This window comes from Thalassospira sp. A40-3, from assembly GCF_015871485.1.
Lineage (GTDB): Bacteria > Pseudomonadota > Alphaproteobacteria > Rhodospirillales > Thalassospiraceae > Thalassospira > Thalassospira tepidiphila.
In genome coordinates this window covers 3,871,357-3,888,899 of record NZ_CP065428.1, presented here as the reverse complement: position 1 = coordinate 3,888,899, position 17,543 = coordinate 3,871,357, and the positions used below count along the sequence as shown (strand labels likewise).

The window sequence follows — 17,543 nt, the reverse complement described above, 5'->3', positions numbered from 1 at the left end:
GAAAAGAATCCGAGCCATGGATAAAGTTGACCGCATTCTTGCGCAGTGGCGCCGTGAAAGACCCGACCTTGATGTCACCCAAATGGGCGTCATTGGCCGGATAGGACGACTGCGCAGTCATCTAAGTGCCGCACACGAACGTGTTTTCAAAAAATACGATCTGTCGCTGGCAAGTTTTGACGTTCTGGCGACCTTGCGCCGGTCTGGCCCACCCTATGCGCTCAGCCCGTCGGAGCTCATCGACTGGACCATGGTGACATCGGGCACCATGACCAACCGGCTTGACCGGTTGGAAAAGGCCGGGCTGATCACCCGTCAACGCAACCCGGAGGACGGGCGCGGCTTTGTCATCGCCCTGACGGACAAAGGGTTTGAGCTGATTGATGCTGCCGTTACCGAGCATGTCGCCAACCAGCATCAGATGCTCGAAGCACTAAACGCACAGGAACTCGAGCAGCTTGATGGCCTGCTGCGCAAATGGCTGGCGGCAATGAATTCTGCCGAGAATTCAGAAGACAGCTAGGTCAGTCATAAACGATCCCTGGGCTTAAAAGCTCAAAGCCTGCGATTTCAAACTCATACATGCCCGATCCGTCCGCCTTCTCGGCGCGGGCGATCAGCTTGCCATCCGCATTGCGAAAGACCGCATGTGCTGTATGCAGGGCGCGGTAACAGTGGCTGCCGTCTGGATAAAGGTATTTGATCATCATGCTTCCTTGCAAAAGCACATTATGATCAAGACGCCCTGACAGCCTGTTGTCAGGAGCCGTGCAAAACACGCGACAAATCAGAACCTGACACGTGGATATGTGCTGGTTGATCTTGTCTGTATGTCTTGGAAAAATGCTTTTTATGTCAGTGGCAGAGAGGAGGGGATTCGAACCCCTGAGGGGCTTACACCCCAACACGCTTTCCAGGCGTGCGCCTTAAACCACTCGGCCACCTCTCCACATGCGATCTTTGATATATCGCGAAAGCGGGCGGACATTAGCCGAGACGCCCGCGCTTGACAAGGCCCAATCAGCCTCTTTTTTCACTTTGCGCAAATCCCACTGATTGGCCTGTAAAATGGCCTGTGTTTCTGACATTCAATCGCCGCAAACCCTTGGTAAACGGGGCGTTGTCGGCATCTTTACTTCTTGTTGATGTCTGATCCGTAAGGTTTGGTGTCAGGTGTTTGCAACTCATGGGTAATGTTTTGTTATACAAATGCATCCCTTTACCCTTTATGTGCAAACCATTGGGCTTGTTGTTGTTTTTCTAATATACCGACCCTGACAGGTCGCTTGGAGCGGATAATGTGGTTTTTCCGGGCGTTGGGATGGTTACTGCTTTTTGCCAGCATTGCTGTGCTGGTCGATGATTCCATTACCGCGCTTCAAACAGGAAGTTTTCGTCTGGTCGCCGCCGGCGAGCTCTGGTATCGCCTTGATACCGGCAGCCTGAACCTGTTGCAATCCGTGATCCAGCGCTACATTTCCGTTTGGGCATGGGATACCATCTTTGTGCCGATCCTGCTGGCACCGGCCCTGGTTGTCTTGTTTGTGCCATCCGCCATCCTTCTTCTGCTGACCCGCAAGCGCAAGCGTCAGCGCATTTTCTGATCTCCCATTCGCCAGAGCTCTTCACTTAACGGGGTGTTGCCCGGTTTAGTCCTTTGTCGCCTTGTCGGCACGCGGTGCAGGCGGCACACTGCCAGCAATCAACATGGCAGCAGGCAGGAAAACCGGAATGAAGGCATGGGTGTGCAACGCATTTGGCGAAGTAACGCAATGGGTGGATGCTCCGGACCCGGTCATCCAACCCGGTCAGGTCCTGATTGATGTTGCCGCCTGCGGGGTCAATTTCGCCGATACCCTGATCCTGCAAGGCAAATATCAAAAACGTCCCGAGGGTCCCTTTTCCCCCGGCTTTGAAGTCAGTGGCACGGTGCGTGCGGTTGGCGATGATGTCAGTCATGTCAAACCGGGCGATGCGGTGATGGCCATGCCCGATTGGGGTGGTTACGCCGAACAGGTCGTGGCCGACGGGCGCCTTGTCATCGCATTGCCCGCTGGTGTTGATTTCAAAAGCGCAGCAGCCTTTCAGATCGCCTATGGCACAAGCTGGTTTGCATTGAAGTATCGCGCCGATGTCAAGTCGGGCGAGGTTGTTCTGGTGCATGGGGCGGCTGGTGGCGTCGGTTTGACCGCCGTCGAATGTGCCAAGCTTTTGGGCGCAACCGTCATTGCCACGGCCGGTGGCGCGGACAAATGCCATATCGCGCGCGACCATGGTGCGGATCATGTCATTGACTATAAATCAGAAAACATCCGCGACCGGGTGCGCGAAATCACCGCAAACCTCGGTCAGCCCAAAGGTGTCGATGTTGTTTATGATCCGGTTGGCGGTGATGTCTTTGATCAAAGCCTGCGCTGCGTTGCGCCCGGTGCGCGCATGCTTCTGATTGGCTTTGCCAGCGGCACCGTGCCGCAAATCCCGGCCAATATCCTGCTGGTCAAGAATGTCACCGCAATCGGTTTTTATTTCGGCGCCTATCTCGAACAAAATCCCGATATTGCGCAAACGGGCATGGCAGAGCTTCTGGAACGCCTGCAATCCGGGGCGATCCGGCCGATGATCTCCGCGGTTTATCGGCTTGAAGATGCAATGGATGCCCTGACGGCCATTCGCGAACGCACGGTGACCGGCAAGCTCGTGATTGATTGCCGTCCAAACAGGTAAATAGGCGGATTTCAATACGCACATTGCTGGTATAGGATGACCCCGTCCCAACCACTTCTCTGCCGGAAATCGCCGAATGCCCGACGACAAAAACAGGCCCGATCACGTCCAGTCTTCTGCAAAGACCCGTGATCAGTATGAAACCTATCCCTATCCGGCCCGCAATCCCGAGGATGAGGACAAGCGCCTGATCACCGGATCACCGGGCAACTGGGACGAGGTCGTTCATTTTGTCTTTGGCGGGCGCGATCCATCGGCGCAGACCAAAAGTGGCAAAATCAAAATCCTCGTCGCGGGTGGCGGCACTGGCGATGCGCTGGTCATGCTGGCCCAGCAGGCCCGTGACCGCAAAGCCAAGGCCGAGATCGTCTATATCGATCTGTCCGAAAGCTCGCGCGCCATTGCCGAGGCGCGTATCAAACGCCGCAGTCTGGAAAAGAACGTCACGTTCGTGACCGGATCCTTTGTCGATCTGGCATCTGAGTACGGCCCGTTTGACTATATCGATTGCTGCGGGGTGCTTCATCACCTGCCTGATCCGGATGCCGGGCTCAAGGCACTTGCCGATGCACTGAAACCCAATGGTGGCATGGGCCTGATGGTCTATGGCGAGTTGGGTCGTCAAGGCGTCTATCACATGCAGGAAATGATGGAACGCCTCAATGCCGAGGCCGGCGGGGCCAAGCGCCTGAATTTCGGCAAGGCGCTGTTTAATTCACTGCCCGGGACCAACTGGCTCAAACGCAACCCGTTTGTCGGTGATCACATCCATGGCGGCGATGCCGGGTTTTATGACCTGTTGTTGCATCAACAGGACCGCGCCTATCGCGTCGACGAGGTGTTTGATTTTGTCGAGGCAGCTGGCCTTAGGCTGCAAAACTTTATCGAACCGATGCGCTACGACCCGACCACCTATTGTTCGCGCCATGATGTGCTTGATAAGGCGATGCACGTACCATTTCGCGAACGCGCCGCCCTGGCCGAATTGATGGCGGGCAACATCACCAAGCACACCTTTTATGTCGTCAAGGCCAAGAACAAGATCAAACCACCGGTCCCGTCGCCGGAACTGATCCCGACCTTCACCCGTGTTGATGGTGCGGCACTCGCGCGATCCGTCGCCAAGACCGGCAATATCAAGATCACCTTTACCGGCCTTTCGGTGACCCGCACCATGCCCTCGGCATCGCCTGCGATCCTGTCGCGGATTGATGGCAAACGCTCGATCGGTGAAATCTACGAACTGTTTGATCCCAAACCGGAAAAGTTCGAATTCAATGCCCAGTTTGCCGTGATGTATTCGGTGCTCAATGCCGCAAACCTGATGTATCTGCGCCACCCGGAAAAGAAATAGCCCAAAGCAAAAAAAAATGTCGGTCACAGGGGGTGCGACCGACATTTAAATACGCACTTTCCAGCGGGGGGAGCTGGAATTGCGCTCAGGGATCTTGGGTGCAACGCCTTATTTAAGGCTGATGCCTTTCCACGCGTCCATCAGGGCTTCAATCAGAACCTGAAGCGGGAAGGTAATTGCGCTGTGAAGCGGCGATACGTTGTTCTGCATGACAGAATACTCAGTTGGTGCGCTGTTGCGCGGGTTAAGCTTTCCAGAACGGCTTGGCGGCTTCGCGTTTTGCGTCATAGACGGTCCAGCCGATATCACGCAGCATGTGTGCGTCCATGTCGGCCAGCTTCTGACGCAGGTCGTGGCGTTTAAGCCAAGTGCGCGCCAAGTCCAGAAGGCTGGTGGCAGTGTGGTTACGGCGGGTGGCGACAAATGCGCCAGCTTCTTTGGTGATAGCAACCATGATTCTAATCCTCTTTAAATCAGGCCTGCTCTCAGCGATTCAGCGGCCCGCGCATCCACGATGCGTCTGTACTAATCTCGTTAAACCCAGAGTTACCCGAAAAAATACTTGCGCTCAAACCACCTTTTGTCATCATTGCATGAGTTTTCATCATGCAAAGTCACTGTCATGAAACGCCGTCCATTGCCGTTAAATGCGCTCCGTGCCTTCGAAGTGGCCGGACGTCTCGAAAGTTTCACCAAAGCGTCACATGAGCTTAACGTGACCCAAGGGGCGGTCAGTCGACAGGTGCAGCATCTTGAAGAAGTTCTGGGTCGCCAGCTTTTTGAACGCCACCACAGAAGCCTGCGGTTGACGCGCGCCGGTCGCAACCTTCTTGAAGCCCTCACCCCGGCCTTTGACGCCATCGAAGACGCGGTTGCCAAGGTCGAAGACCGTGCCGATGACACGCACCTGTCTGTTTCGGCACCGCTGACATTTTCCATGCGCTGGATCGTGCCGCGGCTTGGGCGGTTTCAGATGGAATATCCCGATTTTCAGGTCCAGTTGGGCACCTACAATGATGATCTGGCATCGGTTGACTTCAACGAGGTCGATATCGCCATCCGCTTTGCCGATCATGGCAACGAACAGCTGGTGCACGAATTTCTCACCGGTGAACGGCTGTTGCCGGTCTGTCATCCCGATCTGGCCAAGCAACTCAAAACCCCCGAAGATCTTGCGGGTGTGACGCTTCTGCACTGCTCTGCCCAGCGCGAAGACTGGCGCATCTGGCTTGAAGGAACCGGTATCAAGGGGGTGGATGGTACCAAGGGGCCGGTTTTTGCCACCCTTGATATGGCGATGGAGGCCGCGGCAAGTGGCTTTGGCGTTGTGGTGTCCGATCCGGCCATGATCGGGGAATATGTTGTGACCAATCGCCTGACCGTGCCGTTTGATCTGCCGGTCGACAGTCCTTATGCCTATTCGCTGTGTTATCCGCGCGGACGTCTGGAACGGCGCAAGGTCAAGGCGTTCCGTGACTGGTTGATGTCAGAGATCAAGCTTGAAACTGCGCGGCGAAAACTGACGCAAAAAGATGCGCGATAAACCAAACTCACGTGATGGTGCCTTGAAATTGAACGATTTAACGGTGACTATCAGGTGGTTCTAGTGTGGCATCATTCACAGACAACGCGGGCAGGGGGCATCGCGAAGTGACCGTTGATTGCGCCGCGTGGAATAGGGTCAGGCCCTACTAATTTGATTGGAATGGCAGAGTTTATATTTGTGAAATCCAAGGAAAAGCCCGCTGGGCGGGTTGGAATCCCGCACAAGGGGTTTGACGTCGGGGTTTGCAAATATAAACTCTGTCCTCTGGATCGATCGTATTTGCACGGGGTACTTTGTCGCAAAACCTTGAAAGATATTTATCTTCCTGCGGTTTTGCTTCGCGTATCCGCACAAATATGATCGACCATTCAAACCAAATTAGTAGGGCCTGACCCTAAGTCCACATAATGGAACAGTGATCAGCTTGCATCAGGGAAAGACGACAATCACATGATTTCGTATGCAGCCAGCATGACAATGCCGGGCAGGAAGCGGCGCGGGGGCGCCATGACATCCATCCTTTTTGCCAGTGCACTGACCCTGCTTTCGGTCGCACTGCCTTTACATAACGCAATTGCGCAAGACGGCGACAAGCCGGTGATGAACCCGGCACCGACGGTGGCTGTTGACGAGACCGATCTGGCGCCGCTGACCACCCGCTCACACGGTATTTCGCTGTATGGCGATCTGAAATACGGTCCGGATTTCCACCATTTCGATTATGTGAACCCCGATGCGCCGAAGGGCGGCACGTTGGTGCAATCCTCCATCGTTGCCTTTGATACCCTTAATCCCTTTACGCTCAAGGGCAATCCGGCTGCGGGCCTTGGTCTGATCTATGACAGCCTGATGGTTTCCAGCGCGGACGAGCCCTACGCCATGTATGGCCTGATTGCCCATTCGATCGAGGTGCCGGACGACCGGTCCTATGCCATCTTCCATCTTGATCCGCGTGCGCGTTTCCAGGACGGCAGCGACATCACCGCCGAAGACGTGGTGTTTTCCTACGAAGTGCTGGTCGAAAAGGGAAGTCCCGTCTACCGCCAGTATTTTTCCCAGATCGAAGGGGCCGAGGTGATTGACGAACTCACCGTCAAATTCACTTTCAAGCCGGGCAACAATCGCGAAACGCCGATGACGGTGGCGGGCATTTCGATCATGCCGAAAAAGTTCTGGGAAGGTAAGGACTTCGCCAAAACCACCTTTGAAATTCCGGTTGGCAGTGGGGCCTATAAGGTTGCCAGCATCGAAGCTGGCCGACGCATCACCTATGAACGGGTCAAGGATTACTGGGCCGCCGACCTTCCGGTCAATCGCGGGCAGAACAATTTCAATACCATCCGCTATGACACCTATCTTGATATGGAAGTGCAGCGTCAGGCATTTCTGGCTGGCGAATACATGATCCGGTCCGAGCATTCATCACGGGACTGGAACACGGCCTATAACACGCCTGCGGTTCAGCGTGGTGACATCCAGAAGGAATTCATGCCTGATCATTTGCCAACAGGCATGCAGGCCTATGTTCTGAACGCGCGCAATCCGCTGTTTGCCGACAAGCGCGTGCGCCGCGCACTGCAATACGGCCTCGATTTCCAGTGGCTTAATCGTGCAATGTTCTATGGGGCCTATCACCGCACCGACAGTTTCTTTGCCAACTCCGAACTGGCGGCGACAGGTATTCCGACCGGTGCTGAACTGGCACTGCTTGAACCCTATCGCGATCAATTGCCCGAAAGGTTGTTCACCGAACCCTATAAGTTGCCAAACTTTGATGCCCCGAACGGGCGCCGAGAGGCCCTTCGTGAATCCATGACGCTTCTGAACGAAGCGGGCTGGGAAGTACGCGACAAGGTTCTGGTCAACAAGGAAACCGGGCAGCCGTTCCGGTTCGAGCTGATCATTCGCCAGCCGGGGCTTGAAAAGATCGCGCTGGTGGTCAAATCGCGCCTCAAACAGCTTGGCGTGGAAATGGATATTCGCCTGATTGATACCGGCCAGTGGGTCAATCGTATTCAGGCCTTTGATTTCGAAGTTACCACCCACTGGTGGACGCAATCCCTGACACCGGGCAACGAACAGCGCGTGTTCTGGAGTTCCGAGGCCGCTGATCAACCCGGTTCTCGCAACTTTGCCGGCATCAAGGATCCGGTGGTCGATGCGATGATCGAAAATGTTGCATCTGCCGACAGCTGGGAAGAACTGGTGGCTGCGACCCGCGCACTGGATCGCGTACTTCTGTGGGGGAATTACGTCATTCCGCAATGGTATCTGGGTGGGGACCGCATGGTCTGGTGGAACATCTTTGGTCGCCCGGACACGGTTCCGCTTAAGGGGATGTCGATAATGCGTTGGTGGATTGACCCTGAAAAGGCCACCAAACTGCAGATGGGGGGATTCTAGGCCATGCTGAACTATATCATTCGGCGTTTGCTTCTGATCCCGGTCACGCTGTTTGGCATCATGCTGTTGAACTTCGCGATCATTCAGTTTGCCCCCGGCGGCCCGGTCGAACAGGTGATTGCCCAACTTCAGGGAACGGCTGTTTCATCAACCGCACGCATCACCAATCAGGGCGGCGATAGCGGCGGCGGAAGTACTGCTTCATCATCGGCATCTGGTAACAATTTCTCCTCGACGTCCAACTATCGCGGCGCGCAGGGGCTTGATCCCGAAGTCATCAGACAGCTCGAAGTACAGTTCGGTTTTGACAAGCCGGCCCATGAACGCTTCTGGATGATGATGAAGAACTATCTGACCTTCGATTTCGGCCAAAGCTATTTTCAGGATCGCGATGTGGTCGATCTCGTGATCGACAAGATGCCGGTTTCGATCTCGCTGGGCATCTGGTCAACGCTGATCATTTACATCATCTCGATCCCGCTTGGCATTACCAAGGCGGTGCGCGATGGCTCGAACTTCGATATCTGGTCATCAGCCGCCATCATTGTCGGGTTTGCCATTCCGGGTTTCCTGTTTGCCGTCATGTTGATCGTGGTGTTTGCCGGTGGGGCCTATCTTGACTGGTTCCCGTTACGCGGGCTGACATCGTCAAATTGGGAACAGCTGTCCCTGTGGGGCAAGATCGTTGATTATTTCTGGCATCTGACCCTGCCGATCATTGCACTCACGATTTCGGGCTTTGCCACCCTGACCATGCTGACCAAGAACTCGTTCCTTGATGAGATTAATAAGCAATATGTCGTGACCGCCCGTGCCAAGGGCCTGACCGAAAAGCGTGTGCTTTATGGCCACGTTTTCCGTAACGCCATGCTTTTGATCATTGCCGGGTTCCCCAGTGCGCTGGTTGGCATGCTGTTTACCGGTTCGGTCCTGATCGAGGTGATCTTCTCGCTTGATGGTTTGGGGCTGCTTGGTTTTAACGCAGTGATGACGCGTGATTATCCGGTGATGTTTGCAACCCTTTATTTCTTTACGCTGTTTGGCCTGATCATGAACCTGATCAGTGACCTCAGCTATCATCTGGTTGATCCACGGATCGACTTCGAAGGGCGGGGGAATTGATCATGTTCAATGCTGTTCTCTCACCGCTCAACCGTCGCCGCCTGTCGAACTTCAAATCCAACAAGCGCGGCTATTGGTCGCTTGTCATCTTTACCATCCTGTTTGTCATTTGCCTGGTGGCCGAACTGGTCGCCAATGACAGACCGATCTTTGTCAAATATGGCGATGACTGGTATGTACCGATCATCTCCGACCATCCCGAAACGGCCTATGGCGGCGATTTCGATGTCGAGACGGATTTCTATGATCCCTATATTCAGGGCAAGATCGCCGAAAACGGCTTTGCCATCTGGCCTTTGATCCCGTTTTCCTATGACACCATAGATTTTGAAATGCGCGAACCGCAACCGGCCCCGCCCTCAATGCGCCATTTGCTGGGCACGGATGAACTGGGCCGCGATGTTCTCGCACGCCTGATTTACGGCTTCCGGATTTCCATCCTGTTTGGTCTGGCACTGACCGCGGTCAGTTCCGTGATCGGCATTGCGGCTGGCGCGGTGCAGGGCTATTTCGGCGGCTGGGTCGATCTTGGCTTCCAGCGTGTCATCGAAATCTGGTCGGGCCTGCCGCAACTCTTCATCCTGATCATTCTGGCCAGCCTGTTTGCGCCGGGTTTCTGGACGTTGCTGTTCATTCTGGTGCTGTTTAGCTGGATGAGTTTGACGGGGCTCGTCCGTGCCGAGTTCCTGCGCGCACGTAATTTCGAATATGTCCGGGCTGCGCGCGCCCTTGGCATGACCGACACCCGGATCATGTATCGCCATGTTCTGCCCAATGCGATGGTCGCAACCATCACCTTCCTGCCGTTCGTGTTGAATGGCTCGATTGTCGCACTTACATCCCTCGACTTCCTGTCGCTTGGCATGCCGCCGGGCTCCCCGTCCTTGGGCGAGCTGCTGTCACAGGGCAAGAACAACCTTCAGGCGCCCTGGCTTGGCTTTACCGCCTTCTTTGCTATCGCAACCATGCTCAGCCTTCTGATCTTCATCGGCGAAGCAGTGCGTGATGCCTTTGACCCGCGTAAAACGTTTTAAGGAGTAGGACAATGACAGCGCAATCCGCCCATCAGCCGCTCCTTGCTATTCGCGACCTCTCGGTCAAATTCGCCGACGTCACGGCGGTAAAGGATGTGTCCTTTACCCTTGATCGCGGTGAAACCATGGCGCTTGTCGGGGAAAGTGGTTCTGGCAAATCGGTCACGGCCCTGTCGATTTTGCAATTGCTGCCCTATCCGCGCGCCAGCCACCCGTCAGGATCGATCATCTTTGACGGGCAGGAAATGGTCGGGGCCAAGGAGCGCACGCTGCGTGCGATCCGCGGCAACCGGATTTCCATGATCTTTCAGGAACCGATGACCTCGCTGAACCCGCTGCACAATATCGAAAAGCAGGTCGGCGAGGTATTGTTGCTCCACAAAGGCCTGCGCGGCGCCAAGGCGCGTGCCCGCATCCTTGAATTGCTTGAACTTGTCGGCATTCCCGATCCGGCGTCTCGGCTGAAAGCCCTGCCGCATGAACTTTCCGGCGGGCAGCGCCAGCGCGTGATGATCGCCATGGCACTTGCCAACGAACCGGAACTTCTGATTGCCGATGAACCGACCACGGCCCTTGATGTCACCATTCAGGCGCAAATTCTTGAACTGCTCAAGGATCTGCAAAGCAAGCTTGGCATGGCGCTGCTCTTGATTACCCATGATCTGCAGATCGTTCAGAAAATGGCGCAAACCGTTTGTGTCATGAAAGACGGCGAAATCGTCGAGGCCGGGCAGGCGCGCGCGCTGTTTGACAATCCCAAACACGATTACACCAAAAAGCTGCTGTCGGCCGTTCCGAGTGGCGAAGCCCCGGCATTGCCCGAAAACGCCACCGAGCTGCTTGAAACCAGCAACATCCATGTGCAGTTCCCGATTGGCCGCAAGGGCATCCTGGGGCGGCCCGATCATTATTTGCACGCGGTTGATCAGATTTCGCTGACCCTTAAGCAGGGCGAAACACTTGGCATCGTCGGCGAAAGCGGATCGGGTAAAACCACGCTCGCCATGGCGATCCTCAGGCTTCTGAAATCAACCGGCGACATCCGCTTTGCCGGGCAGGACATTCGCGATTTTTCCGGTGCTGATCTGCGCAAGCTCCGCCGCGACATGCAGGTGGTGTTTCAGGACCCGTTCGGTTCGCTCAGCCCGCGCATGTCCATCGCCCAGATCGTTGGCGAGGGCCTTGAAATCCACGCGCCCGACCTGTCCCAGGCCGAACGTGAAGCCCGCATTGCCGAGGCGCTTGACGAAGTCGACCTGCCGCAAAATGCCATGGATCGTTATCCGCACGAATTTTCCGGCGGGCAGCGTCAACGCATTTCGATTGCCCGTGCACTGGTCTTAAAACCCCGCTTTATCGTACTCGATGAACCGACATCGGCCCTTGATATGTCGGTACAGGCCCAGATCGTCGAACTGCTGCGTGATTTGCAGGCACGCCATAAGATGGCATACTTGTTCATCAGTCATGACCTGCGCGTTGTACGTGCATTGTCGCACCGCGTCATGGTCATGAAGAATGGTAAACTGGTCGAAAGCGGGGCGGCTGCCGATGTGTTTGATAACCCGCAACAGCCCTACACCAAGGCGCTGCTGGCCGCGGCCCTTGATCTCAAAGCAGCCGGTAAGGAATTTGTCAGAAACTAGGGGCAGCATTCCTGATCGAGATCGGGTACAACATATGAAAAGGCAATAATAACAGGACTATAAAGGCAGGTTTAAGGTTGAATATGTTGTCACGTGCGATCAAAAATCGAACCGGACATCGTCTTTGCGGCCATGTGCTGATCATGGCTCTGTGCTTTGCTGTATTTTCAATGGCGATCCCTTCGGCCCGCGCCAGCACGGCGTCTGCGGACAAAGCCAACACCGAAGAACCCAAAGAACCTGCCGTTCCTGAAATACCCGATACGGTTGTTGTCCCTGATCCGGTGTCGCTGACGATTGTCTTGCGCAAAAGCGGCACCATTCGTCAGATCGTTTTCAACATCTGGCTGGAAGCCACCAACAGGCAGGCTGTGGACGTTATCGAACAACGCCTGCCCAAGGTCATCAATGCCTTTCTGGTCGATCTGCAACGCCTGATGTATCGCGATACCGAGCAACGCTTTGAAAACCGCGAACCGGGCAAGCGCGGCTTTAAATATACAGCCCCCGGCCTTCTGCCGCCACCACCCCCAAAGACCGAGGAAGAACTCGCCGCCGAGGCCGAAGCCGCCAAACTGGCAGAAGAAAATGGCGAGGAAATTGCCAAGGAACCACCCTTCAGCCCGTTCCAGCCGGTTTCAAACCGCTATTTCGCCGCCCTGCAAAACAAGCTTCTGCGTACCGGTCAGGGCGTTCTCCCGTCTGATACCCTGCGCTCGGTTCAGATCCGCATGTTTTATGACTTCTGGCCGGGTGACGCCAAGCCACGCAAATAACCAAAATCCCACCGGGATAAGCCTATCACTGCTCATGCGTCGCAGCCTGCGCATGGGCCATTGTCAAACGGGCACTTGTCGATCCTTGCTGCTGTGATATCGGGGGGCAACGTCACCAAAGTTGTCATCAGAGTTGCCCCTGAAGTTGCCCCACCATGTCGTTTGAAATCTGGCTCAGTTTCACCCTGCTTGTCTTTCTGGTCGTAATGTCGCCCGGACCCAGCATCCTGATCGGCATGTCACATGCGCTGCGTTATGGTGCGCGCCCGACCTTGATGACGGCCTTGGGGGATGTCACCGCCAACATGATCCAGATGCTGATTGCGGCCCTTGGTTTGGGGGCTGTCCTGGCGACATCGCCGACCGCCTTTGCCATTGTTAAATGGTGCGGTGTTGGTTTTCTTCTGGTGATCGGGTTGATGTCATTCCTTCGCAAGCCCAGGGAAATCAGTATCAAGACCGGTATCGAAACGAATAATCAGGCACGGTTTGAACCGGTAAACGGACTACGCCTGTTCCGCGAAGGCTTTCTGGTCGCGGCGGGGAATCCCAAGGCGATTGCCTTTTTCGGGGCCTTGTTTCCGCAATTTGTCGATCCAGCCCAACCGCTCGCACCGCAATTGTTGATCCTTGGCGTCACCTTCGTAACACTTGATTACAGTTTCGTAATGATTTACGCGATGGGGGCTGCAAAACTGATACCGTGGCTGGTGCGCCGCGGCGGCAATCAAGTCATCGCACGGCTGTCAGGTGGCGTTTTGATCGTTGCTGCGGGGCTTTTGGCGCTGATTGAGGTGCCCGAAACCATGGCTGACACCCACCAGGTGCCGGCACAGGCGATAAACCAGCCAACGGCACCATAACGTCGTTTTGCCCGGTCTTTTGTATTAGAATTTCAGATAAACCATTGATATCATTTTGGAAAATCGAAATCGCATAACATGCCAATTGGCGCAGATACAAACCAACTGGTCTGTATATAGCGAATTTTTGCCATATCAGATTTGCTGCATTTAAAATGGGGAAGTTTTGCTGCCCTAATTGGCCGATTTTGTGAAACGTGACCTTGGAAACGGGCTTTGGGCGTTAATTGTGGTCTGGGACCAGACGCTTGTCGATTTGTTCTTGGTTGTTTCTGGGGCCGGATTATTCGCTCTCGAGACCGGCACCGACGATGATATCGCCAAATTCGCGCAGGAAGACCGATCCCTTGACCGTCCGCTGAACCAGAACCGAACGGCGATCTTCTTCATCGACCTTGCGTTTGACCATGCCAAGCGAGCTCAGGCGATCAAGTGCACGGGTAATAGCCGGTTTGGAGATATTAAGCGCCTCGGAAAGGCCGCGCACCGTATGCGGCGCCGGGGTCAGGTAAACGCTTAGCAACAAGGCCATCTGTCGGGCCGACAGGTCGGGGGAGTCCCGACGCACACTCTCAACAATCGCGATACGCCAAAGGTCAAGCGCCTGAGACGGTTTGATCTCGATCGACATGTTCGTGCCCAACAATTTATTTGTTACGAATACGTAATCTCTACCTGACCCCTGCCATGATGTCAAAGGCCTAATTACCAAAAAATTGAATTTACGGTTAGTTTACTTACCGTAACGATCCTTGATCAGCTTGAAGGCGGCCCGGATGCCCTGTGCTTCACCGCCGGTCGGGCGACCGGGACGGTCAGACGGGTTCCAGGCCATCAGATCGATATGCGCCCAGCTTTTGGCGCCTTCGGCAAAACGATCTAGGAACAGGGCGGCAATGATCGCCCCGCCAAACGGGCTGCCGGAAATGTTGTTCATGTCAGCCGCCTTGCTATCAAGCTGGCTGCGATAATCATCCCACAGTGGCAAACGCCACAGCGGATCGTTTTCGGCCATCCCGGTTTCCATCAATCCGTTGGCCAGATCATCATCATTGGAAAACAGGGCCGGCAGGCCAAGACCAAGGGCAACACGTGCCGCCCCGGTCAGGGTCGCGAAATCAAGCAGCATGTCCGGGTCTTCCGATGCCGCCTCGGTCAGGGCATCAGAAAGAACGATCCGTCCTTCGGCGTCGGTATTGCCGACCTCAACGGTAATGCCCTTGCGGGTTTTAAGAATGTCACTTGGGCGATAGGCCCGACCCGACACCATGTTTTCAACCGCCGGGATCAGAACGCGCAACCGTACCGGGAGGTCGGCCGCCATGATCATGCGCGCCAGGCCAAGAACCTGAGCCGAACCGCCCATGTCCTTTTTCATCAAAAGCATGTTGCTTGATGGCTTAAGGTCATAGCCGCCGGTGTCAAAACACACACCCTTACCCACCAGCGTGATTTTCGGCGCGCTTTCATCGCCCCATGTAAGGTCGATCAGGCGCGGGTCGCGATCACTGCCATGGCCAACCGTGTGAATGGCCGGGTAGTTCTGGGCCAAAAGATCCATGCCGACAATCGCGCTGACATTGGCACCAAATTCGGCCCCAAGGCCTCTGGCGGCTTCTTCAAGTTCGGCCGGGCCCATGTCATTGGCCGGCACATTGATCAGATCGCGCGCAAGGCCGATGCCGCGTGCAATGTTTTCGGCCCGCTTGGCGGCCTCAATGTCATGCAGGGCGATTTTGGCGCGCTTGTCCTTTTTGCCGTCATCCTTGCGATAGCGATCAAACCGATAGCCGCCCAGATAAAGCCCAAGGGCGGCCTTTTCATAAAGATCGTCCTTATCCGTCAAATCATCGGAAAGCGCATAGGTCCCGGCCGGAAGCGCATTTGGCAAACCGGCAAAATCCCAGATCGCCTTGGCATCATCAACATACCCGACCACAACAGTGCCAACCGCGCCATCGGCCCCGGGAAGCAAAAGCTGCGTGCCGCGCTTGCCCTCAAAGCTGTTGGCGGCAATCCATGACTTGGTCGCGTCCGGCTGTTGGGCAAGCCAGCTTTCAAAACCGCTTTCGGCAATCGGGGTGATCGGGGTCGGATTGGCAGAAGGGTCGTTGGCGATGATGTGGTCGTACAATTTAAGGCATCCCTGCTGGTGACGGGTGATAGGTGACAGGTGACGGTCGACTGAAAGGGCAGCGGCCAAAGACCAACTGCCCAAGCAAAACGAACCGGCAATATGTGTTCACAAGATATGTGACCCGATCTTACGGCTGCCATCCCCCGCGGTCAAAACTCATTCACATCATCGAACATTGCTTTGTGCTTAAAGCCACGCTTGAACGTCTGGCTTGAACCCGGCGGCCAAAGGCCAGATAGTATTCGCCGCCGTCATCAAATGTGCCAATCGCGCCAACCGCCAAAGGTCCCAGCATGCAAAACCTTCCTGTGCTTTATATCGGCAATAAAAACTATTCCTCCTGGTCGCTGCGCGCCTGGCTTGGTCTGCGGGTTGCCGGTGTGGCGTTTGAGGAAAAGCTCGTCCCGCTCCGCTGCGAAGAATGGCATGCGAAGGCCCCGATCTTTTCCCCCACGGCCAAGGTCCCGGCCTACTTTGATGGCACCAAAACCATCTGGGAGGCGCTTGGCATTCTTGAATACATCGCCGACAGCCAGCCAGACACCATGCTCTGGCCGCTTGATATCGACGTGCGGGCGATTGCGCGTGCCGTCTCGCTTGAAATGCATGGCGGGTTTGGACCTTTGCGAAGCTCCATGCCGATGAATTGCCGCAAAAGCCTGCCCGGTCTGGGGCGCAATGAAGGCGTGGACAAGGACATCACCCGCATCACTGAAATCTTCAAAATGTGCCGCACCCAGTACGGGCAGGGCGGTGATTTCCTGTTTGGGCATTTCTCGATTGCGGACGCCATGTATGCACCGGTGGTAACGCGGTTCAAAACCTATGGCGTAAGCCTTGATCCGATCGGCAATGCCTATATGGAAACCATCCTTGCCCTGCCGGAAATGAAGGAATGGTACGCCGATGCCGCAGCCGAGGAATGGGTGATTGACGACGCTGAGGTGAAATAACCCATGCCGGGCTAAAGCGTTCTGCATTTAATCTGTTCCATTATGTTTGATTTTGGCGTGTCGTTTGGCAAGGCACAGCGTGCAGAGCGATGCGGCGCATCGGTCAAACGGTGTAACGCTGCGAAACGCCGCCAAAATCAAACCCTTCGGGCCGGGATAGCCTTCTGCCCCGCAGCGTCAAGGTCCTTGAACGTAGCCCCGCTACGTCCTACGAAGCAGCGTCAAGGTCCTTGAACGTAGCCCCGCTACGTCCTACGAACCTTTCCTCGCGGGACAAAAGGTTATCTCCGGCAAAATGGAGCAGATTAAATGCAGAACGCTTTACCCGGAAAACTGCCCGAAATTGATCCAATGGGCGGGGACGCCGCCCTTGATCGGTTGCTGTCTGAGGTCCGGGCGTGCCGGATTTGTGCCGAACAGTTGCCACTTGGGCCGCGCCCGGTGGTGCGCATGGCAAAATCGGCGCGCATTCTGGTGATCGGGCAGGCGCCGGGCACGCGCGTGCATGAAACCGGTCTGCCGTGGAATGATGCGTCCGGCGATCGGCTGCGTGATTGGCTGGGACTTTCGGTCGATGATTTTTATGATCCGGCCAAACTTGCCATCATGCCGATGGGGTTTTGCTATCCCGGCCGCTTTGATCGTGGTGGTGATCTGCCGCCCCGTCCGGAATGTGCGCCGACATGGCATGATGCCTTGCGCCAACACTTACCCGATATCGGCCTGACCCTTTTGATCGGGCAATATGCGCAAGAACGCTATCTTGGTCCGCGCCGGGCCAAAACCATGACCGAAACCGTGCATCACTTTGCCGATTTCCTGCCCGACGGCATCCTCCCCATGCCCCATCCAAGCTGGCGCAACACCGCCTGGATGAAAAAGAACCCGTGGTTTGAGGCCGACCTTTTGCCGGTGCTGCAATCACGTGTGCAAGGCTTGCTGACATAGACCGATTTGGGTTGCGCTGGTTTTTATGTTCCAATGC

The 17,543-nt window shown here is 55.5% G+C and carries 18 protein-coding genes and 1 tRNA gene; 13 read left to right on the top strand and 6 right to left on the bottom strand.

The features are described from left to right. Positions 1-16: 16 nt before the first annotated feature. A complete protein-coding gene (locus tag IT893_RS17975; RefSeq protein ID WP_197146176.1) occupies positions 17-523 on the top strand; it encodes a MarR family winged helix-turn-helix transcriptional regulator in 507 nt (168 codons plus the stop codon). Position 524: 1 nt separating this feature from the next. Here the strand turns inward: IT893_RS17975 and IT893_RS17970 are convergent, their stop codons facing one another. Beyond that, positions 525-710 (bottom strand): hypothetical protein, encoded by a 186-nt coding sequence (locus IT893_RS17970; protein ID WP_249742216.1) that lies wholly within the window; start codon positions 708-710, stop codon positions 525-527. A 149-nt stretch (positions 711-859) separates the two neighbouring features. Beyond that, positions 860-949 (bottom strand) — tRNA-Ser (locus tag IT893_RS17965). 349 nt (positions 950-1,298) lie between these two features. Here IT893_RS17965 and IT893_RS17960 point away from each other — a divergent pair. The 3 genes from IT893_RS17960 (at position 1,299) to IT893_RS17950 (ending at position 4,078) form a co-directional block, all read left to right on the top strand. Then, complete coding sequence (locus IT893_RS17960; protein WP_008888520.1) at positions 1,299-1,604, top strand: hypothetical protein; 306 nt, start codon at positions 1,299-1,301, stop codon at positions 1,602-1,604. 127 nt (positions 1,605-1,731) lie between these two features. Further along, positions 1,732-2,724 carry an NADPH:quinone oxidoreductase family protein gene (locus tag IT893_RS17955; RefSeq protein ID WP_197146175.1) on the top strand — a complete coding sequence of 331 codons (993 nt, stop codon included), beginning with the start codon at positions 1,732-1,734 and terminating at the stop codon, positions 2,722-2,724. Positions 2,725-2,800: 76 nt separating this feature from the next. Next, positions 2,801-4,078: a bifunctional 2-polyprenyl-6-hydroxyphenol methylase/3-demethylubiquinol 3-O-methyltransferase UbiG gene (locus IT893_RS17950; protein ID WP_120224054.1), complete on the top strand. Its 1,278-nt coding sequence runs from the start codon at positions 2,801-2,803 to the stop codon at positions 4,076-4,078. Between the two features lie 244 nt (positions 4,079-4,322). Here IT893_RS17950 and IT893_RS17945 read toward each other — a convergent pair whose 3' ends face one another. Further along, complete coding sequence (locus IT893_RS17945; RefSeq protein ID WP_008888517.1) at positions 4,323-4,532, bottom strand: DUF1127 domain-containing protein; 210 nt, start codon at positions 4,530-4,532, stop codon at positions 4,323-4,325. Positions 4,533-4,700: 168 nt separating this feature from the next. Here IT893_RS17945 and IT893_RS17940 point away from each other — a divergent pair, with 168 nt between their 5' ends. The 7 genes from IT893_RS17940 to IT893_RS17910 all read left to right on the top strand — a co-directional run bounded on the left by IT893_RS17940 (position 4,701) and on the right by IT893_RS17910 (position 13,468). Beyond that, positions 4,701-5,621 carry a LysR substrate-binding domain-containing protein gene (locus IT893_RS17940; RefSeq protein WP_008888516.1) on the top strand — a complete coding sequence of 307 codons (921 nt, stop codon included), beginning with the start codon at positions 4,701-4,703 and terminating at the stop codon, positions 5,619-5,621. A gap of 510 nt (positions 5,622-6,131) precedes the next feature. Further along, positions 6,132-8,027 carry an extracellular solute-binding protein gene (locus IT893_RS17935; RefSeq protein WP_197146174.1) on the top strand — a complete coding sequence of 632 codons (1,896 nt, stop codon included), beginning with the start codon at positions 6,132-6,134 and terminating at the stop codon, positions 8,025-8,027. Between the two features lie 3 nt (positions 8,028-8,030). Continuing rightward, the gene (locus IT893_RS17930) at positions 8,031-9,149 is read left to right on the top strand and encodes a microcin C ABC transporter permease YejB (protein WP_008888514.1); all 1,119 of its coding nucleotides are present in this window, start codon (positions 8,031-8,033) and stop codon (positions 9,147-9,149) included. Between the two features lie 2 nt (positions 9,150-9,151). After that, positions 9,152-10,183, top strand: a complete 1,032-nt coding sequence (locus IT893_RS17925; protein ID WP_008888513.1) for an ABC transporter permease — start codon at positions 9,152-9,154, stop codon at positions 10,181-10,183. An 11-nt stretch (positions 10,184-10,194) separates the two neighbouring features. Further along, positions 10,195-11,829 carry an ABC transporter ATP-binding protein gene (locus IT893_RS17920; RefSeq protein WP_197146173.1) on the top strand — a complete coding sequence of 545 codons (1,635 nt, stop codon included), beginning with the start codon at positions 10,195-10,197 and terminating at the stop codon, positions 11,827-11,829. Between the two features lie 170 nt (positions 11,830-11,999). Beyond that, entirely contained in the window at positions 12,000-12,605 is a 606-nt protein-coding gene (locus tag IT893_RS17915) for a hypothetical protein (protein WP_252723999.1), read from the top strand. 155 nt (positions 12,606-12,760) lie between these two features. Further along, the gene (locus IT893_RS17910) at positions 12,761-13,468 is read left to right on the top strand and encodes a LysE family translocator (RefSeq protein ID WP_197146172.1); all 708 of its coding nucleotides are present in this window, start codon (positions 12,761-12,763) and stop codon (positions 13,466-13,468) included. A gap of 283 nt (positions 13,469-13,751) precedes the next feature. Here the strand turns inward: IT893_RS17910 and IT893_RS17905 are convergent, their stop codons facing one another. The 3 genes from IT893_RS17905 to IT893_RS20260 form a co-directional block, all read right to left on the bottom strand. Next, complete coding sequence (locus IT893_RS17905; protein ID WP_064787729.1) at positions 13,752-14,099, bottom strand: MarR family transcriptional regulator; 348 nt, start codon at positions 14,097-14,099, stop codon at positions 13,752-13,754. Positions 14,100-14,201: 102 nt separating this feature from the next. Next, positions 14,202-15,602 carry a M17 family metallopeptidase gene (locus tag IT893_RS17900; RefSeq protein WP_197146171.1) on the bottom strand — a complete coding sequence of 467 codons (1,401 nt, stop codon included), beginning with the start codon at positions 15,600-15,602 and terminating at the stop codon, positions 14,202-14,204. 163 nt (positions 15,603-15,765) lie between these two features. Beyond that, positions 15,766-15,900, bottom strand: coding sequence for a hypothetical protein (locus IT893_RS20260; protein ID WP_256430670.1), 135 nt, complete (start codon positions 15,898-15,900; stop codon positions 15,766-15,768). Here IT893_RS20260 and IT893_RS17895 point away from each other — a divergent pair. Next, the gene (locus IT893_RS17895) at positions 15,899-16,558 is read left to right on the top strand and encodes a glutathione S-transferase family protein (protein ID WP_197146170.1); all 660 of its coding nucleotides are present in this window, start codon (positions 15,899-15,901) and stop codon (positions 16,556-16,558) included. The two genes, IT893_RS20260 and IT893_RS17895, sit on opposite strands and share 2 nt — an antisense overlap. Before the next feature lie 309 nt (positions 16,559-16,867). Then, positions 16,868-17,506 carry a uracil-DNA glycosylase family protein gene (locus IT893_RS17890; RefSeq protein WP_252723998.1) on the top strand — a complete coding sequence of 213 codons (639 nt, stop codon included), beginning with the start codon at positions 16,868-16,870 and terminating at the stop codon, positions 17,504-17,506. Positions 17,507-17,543: the final 37 nt, after the last annotated feature.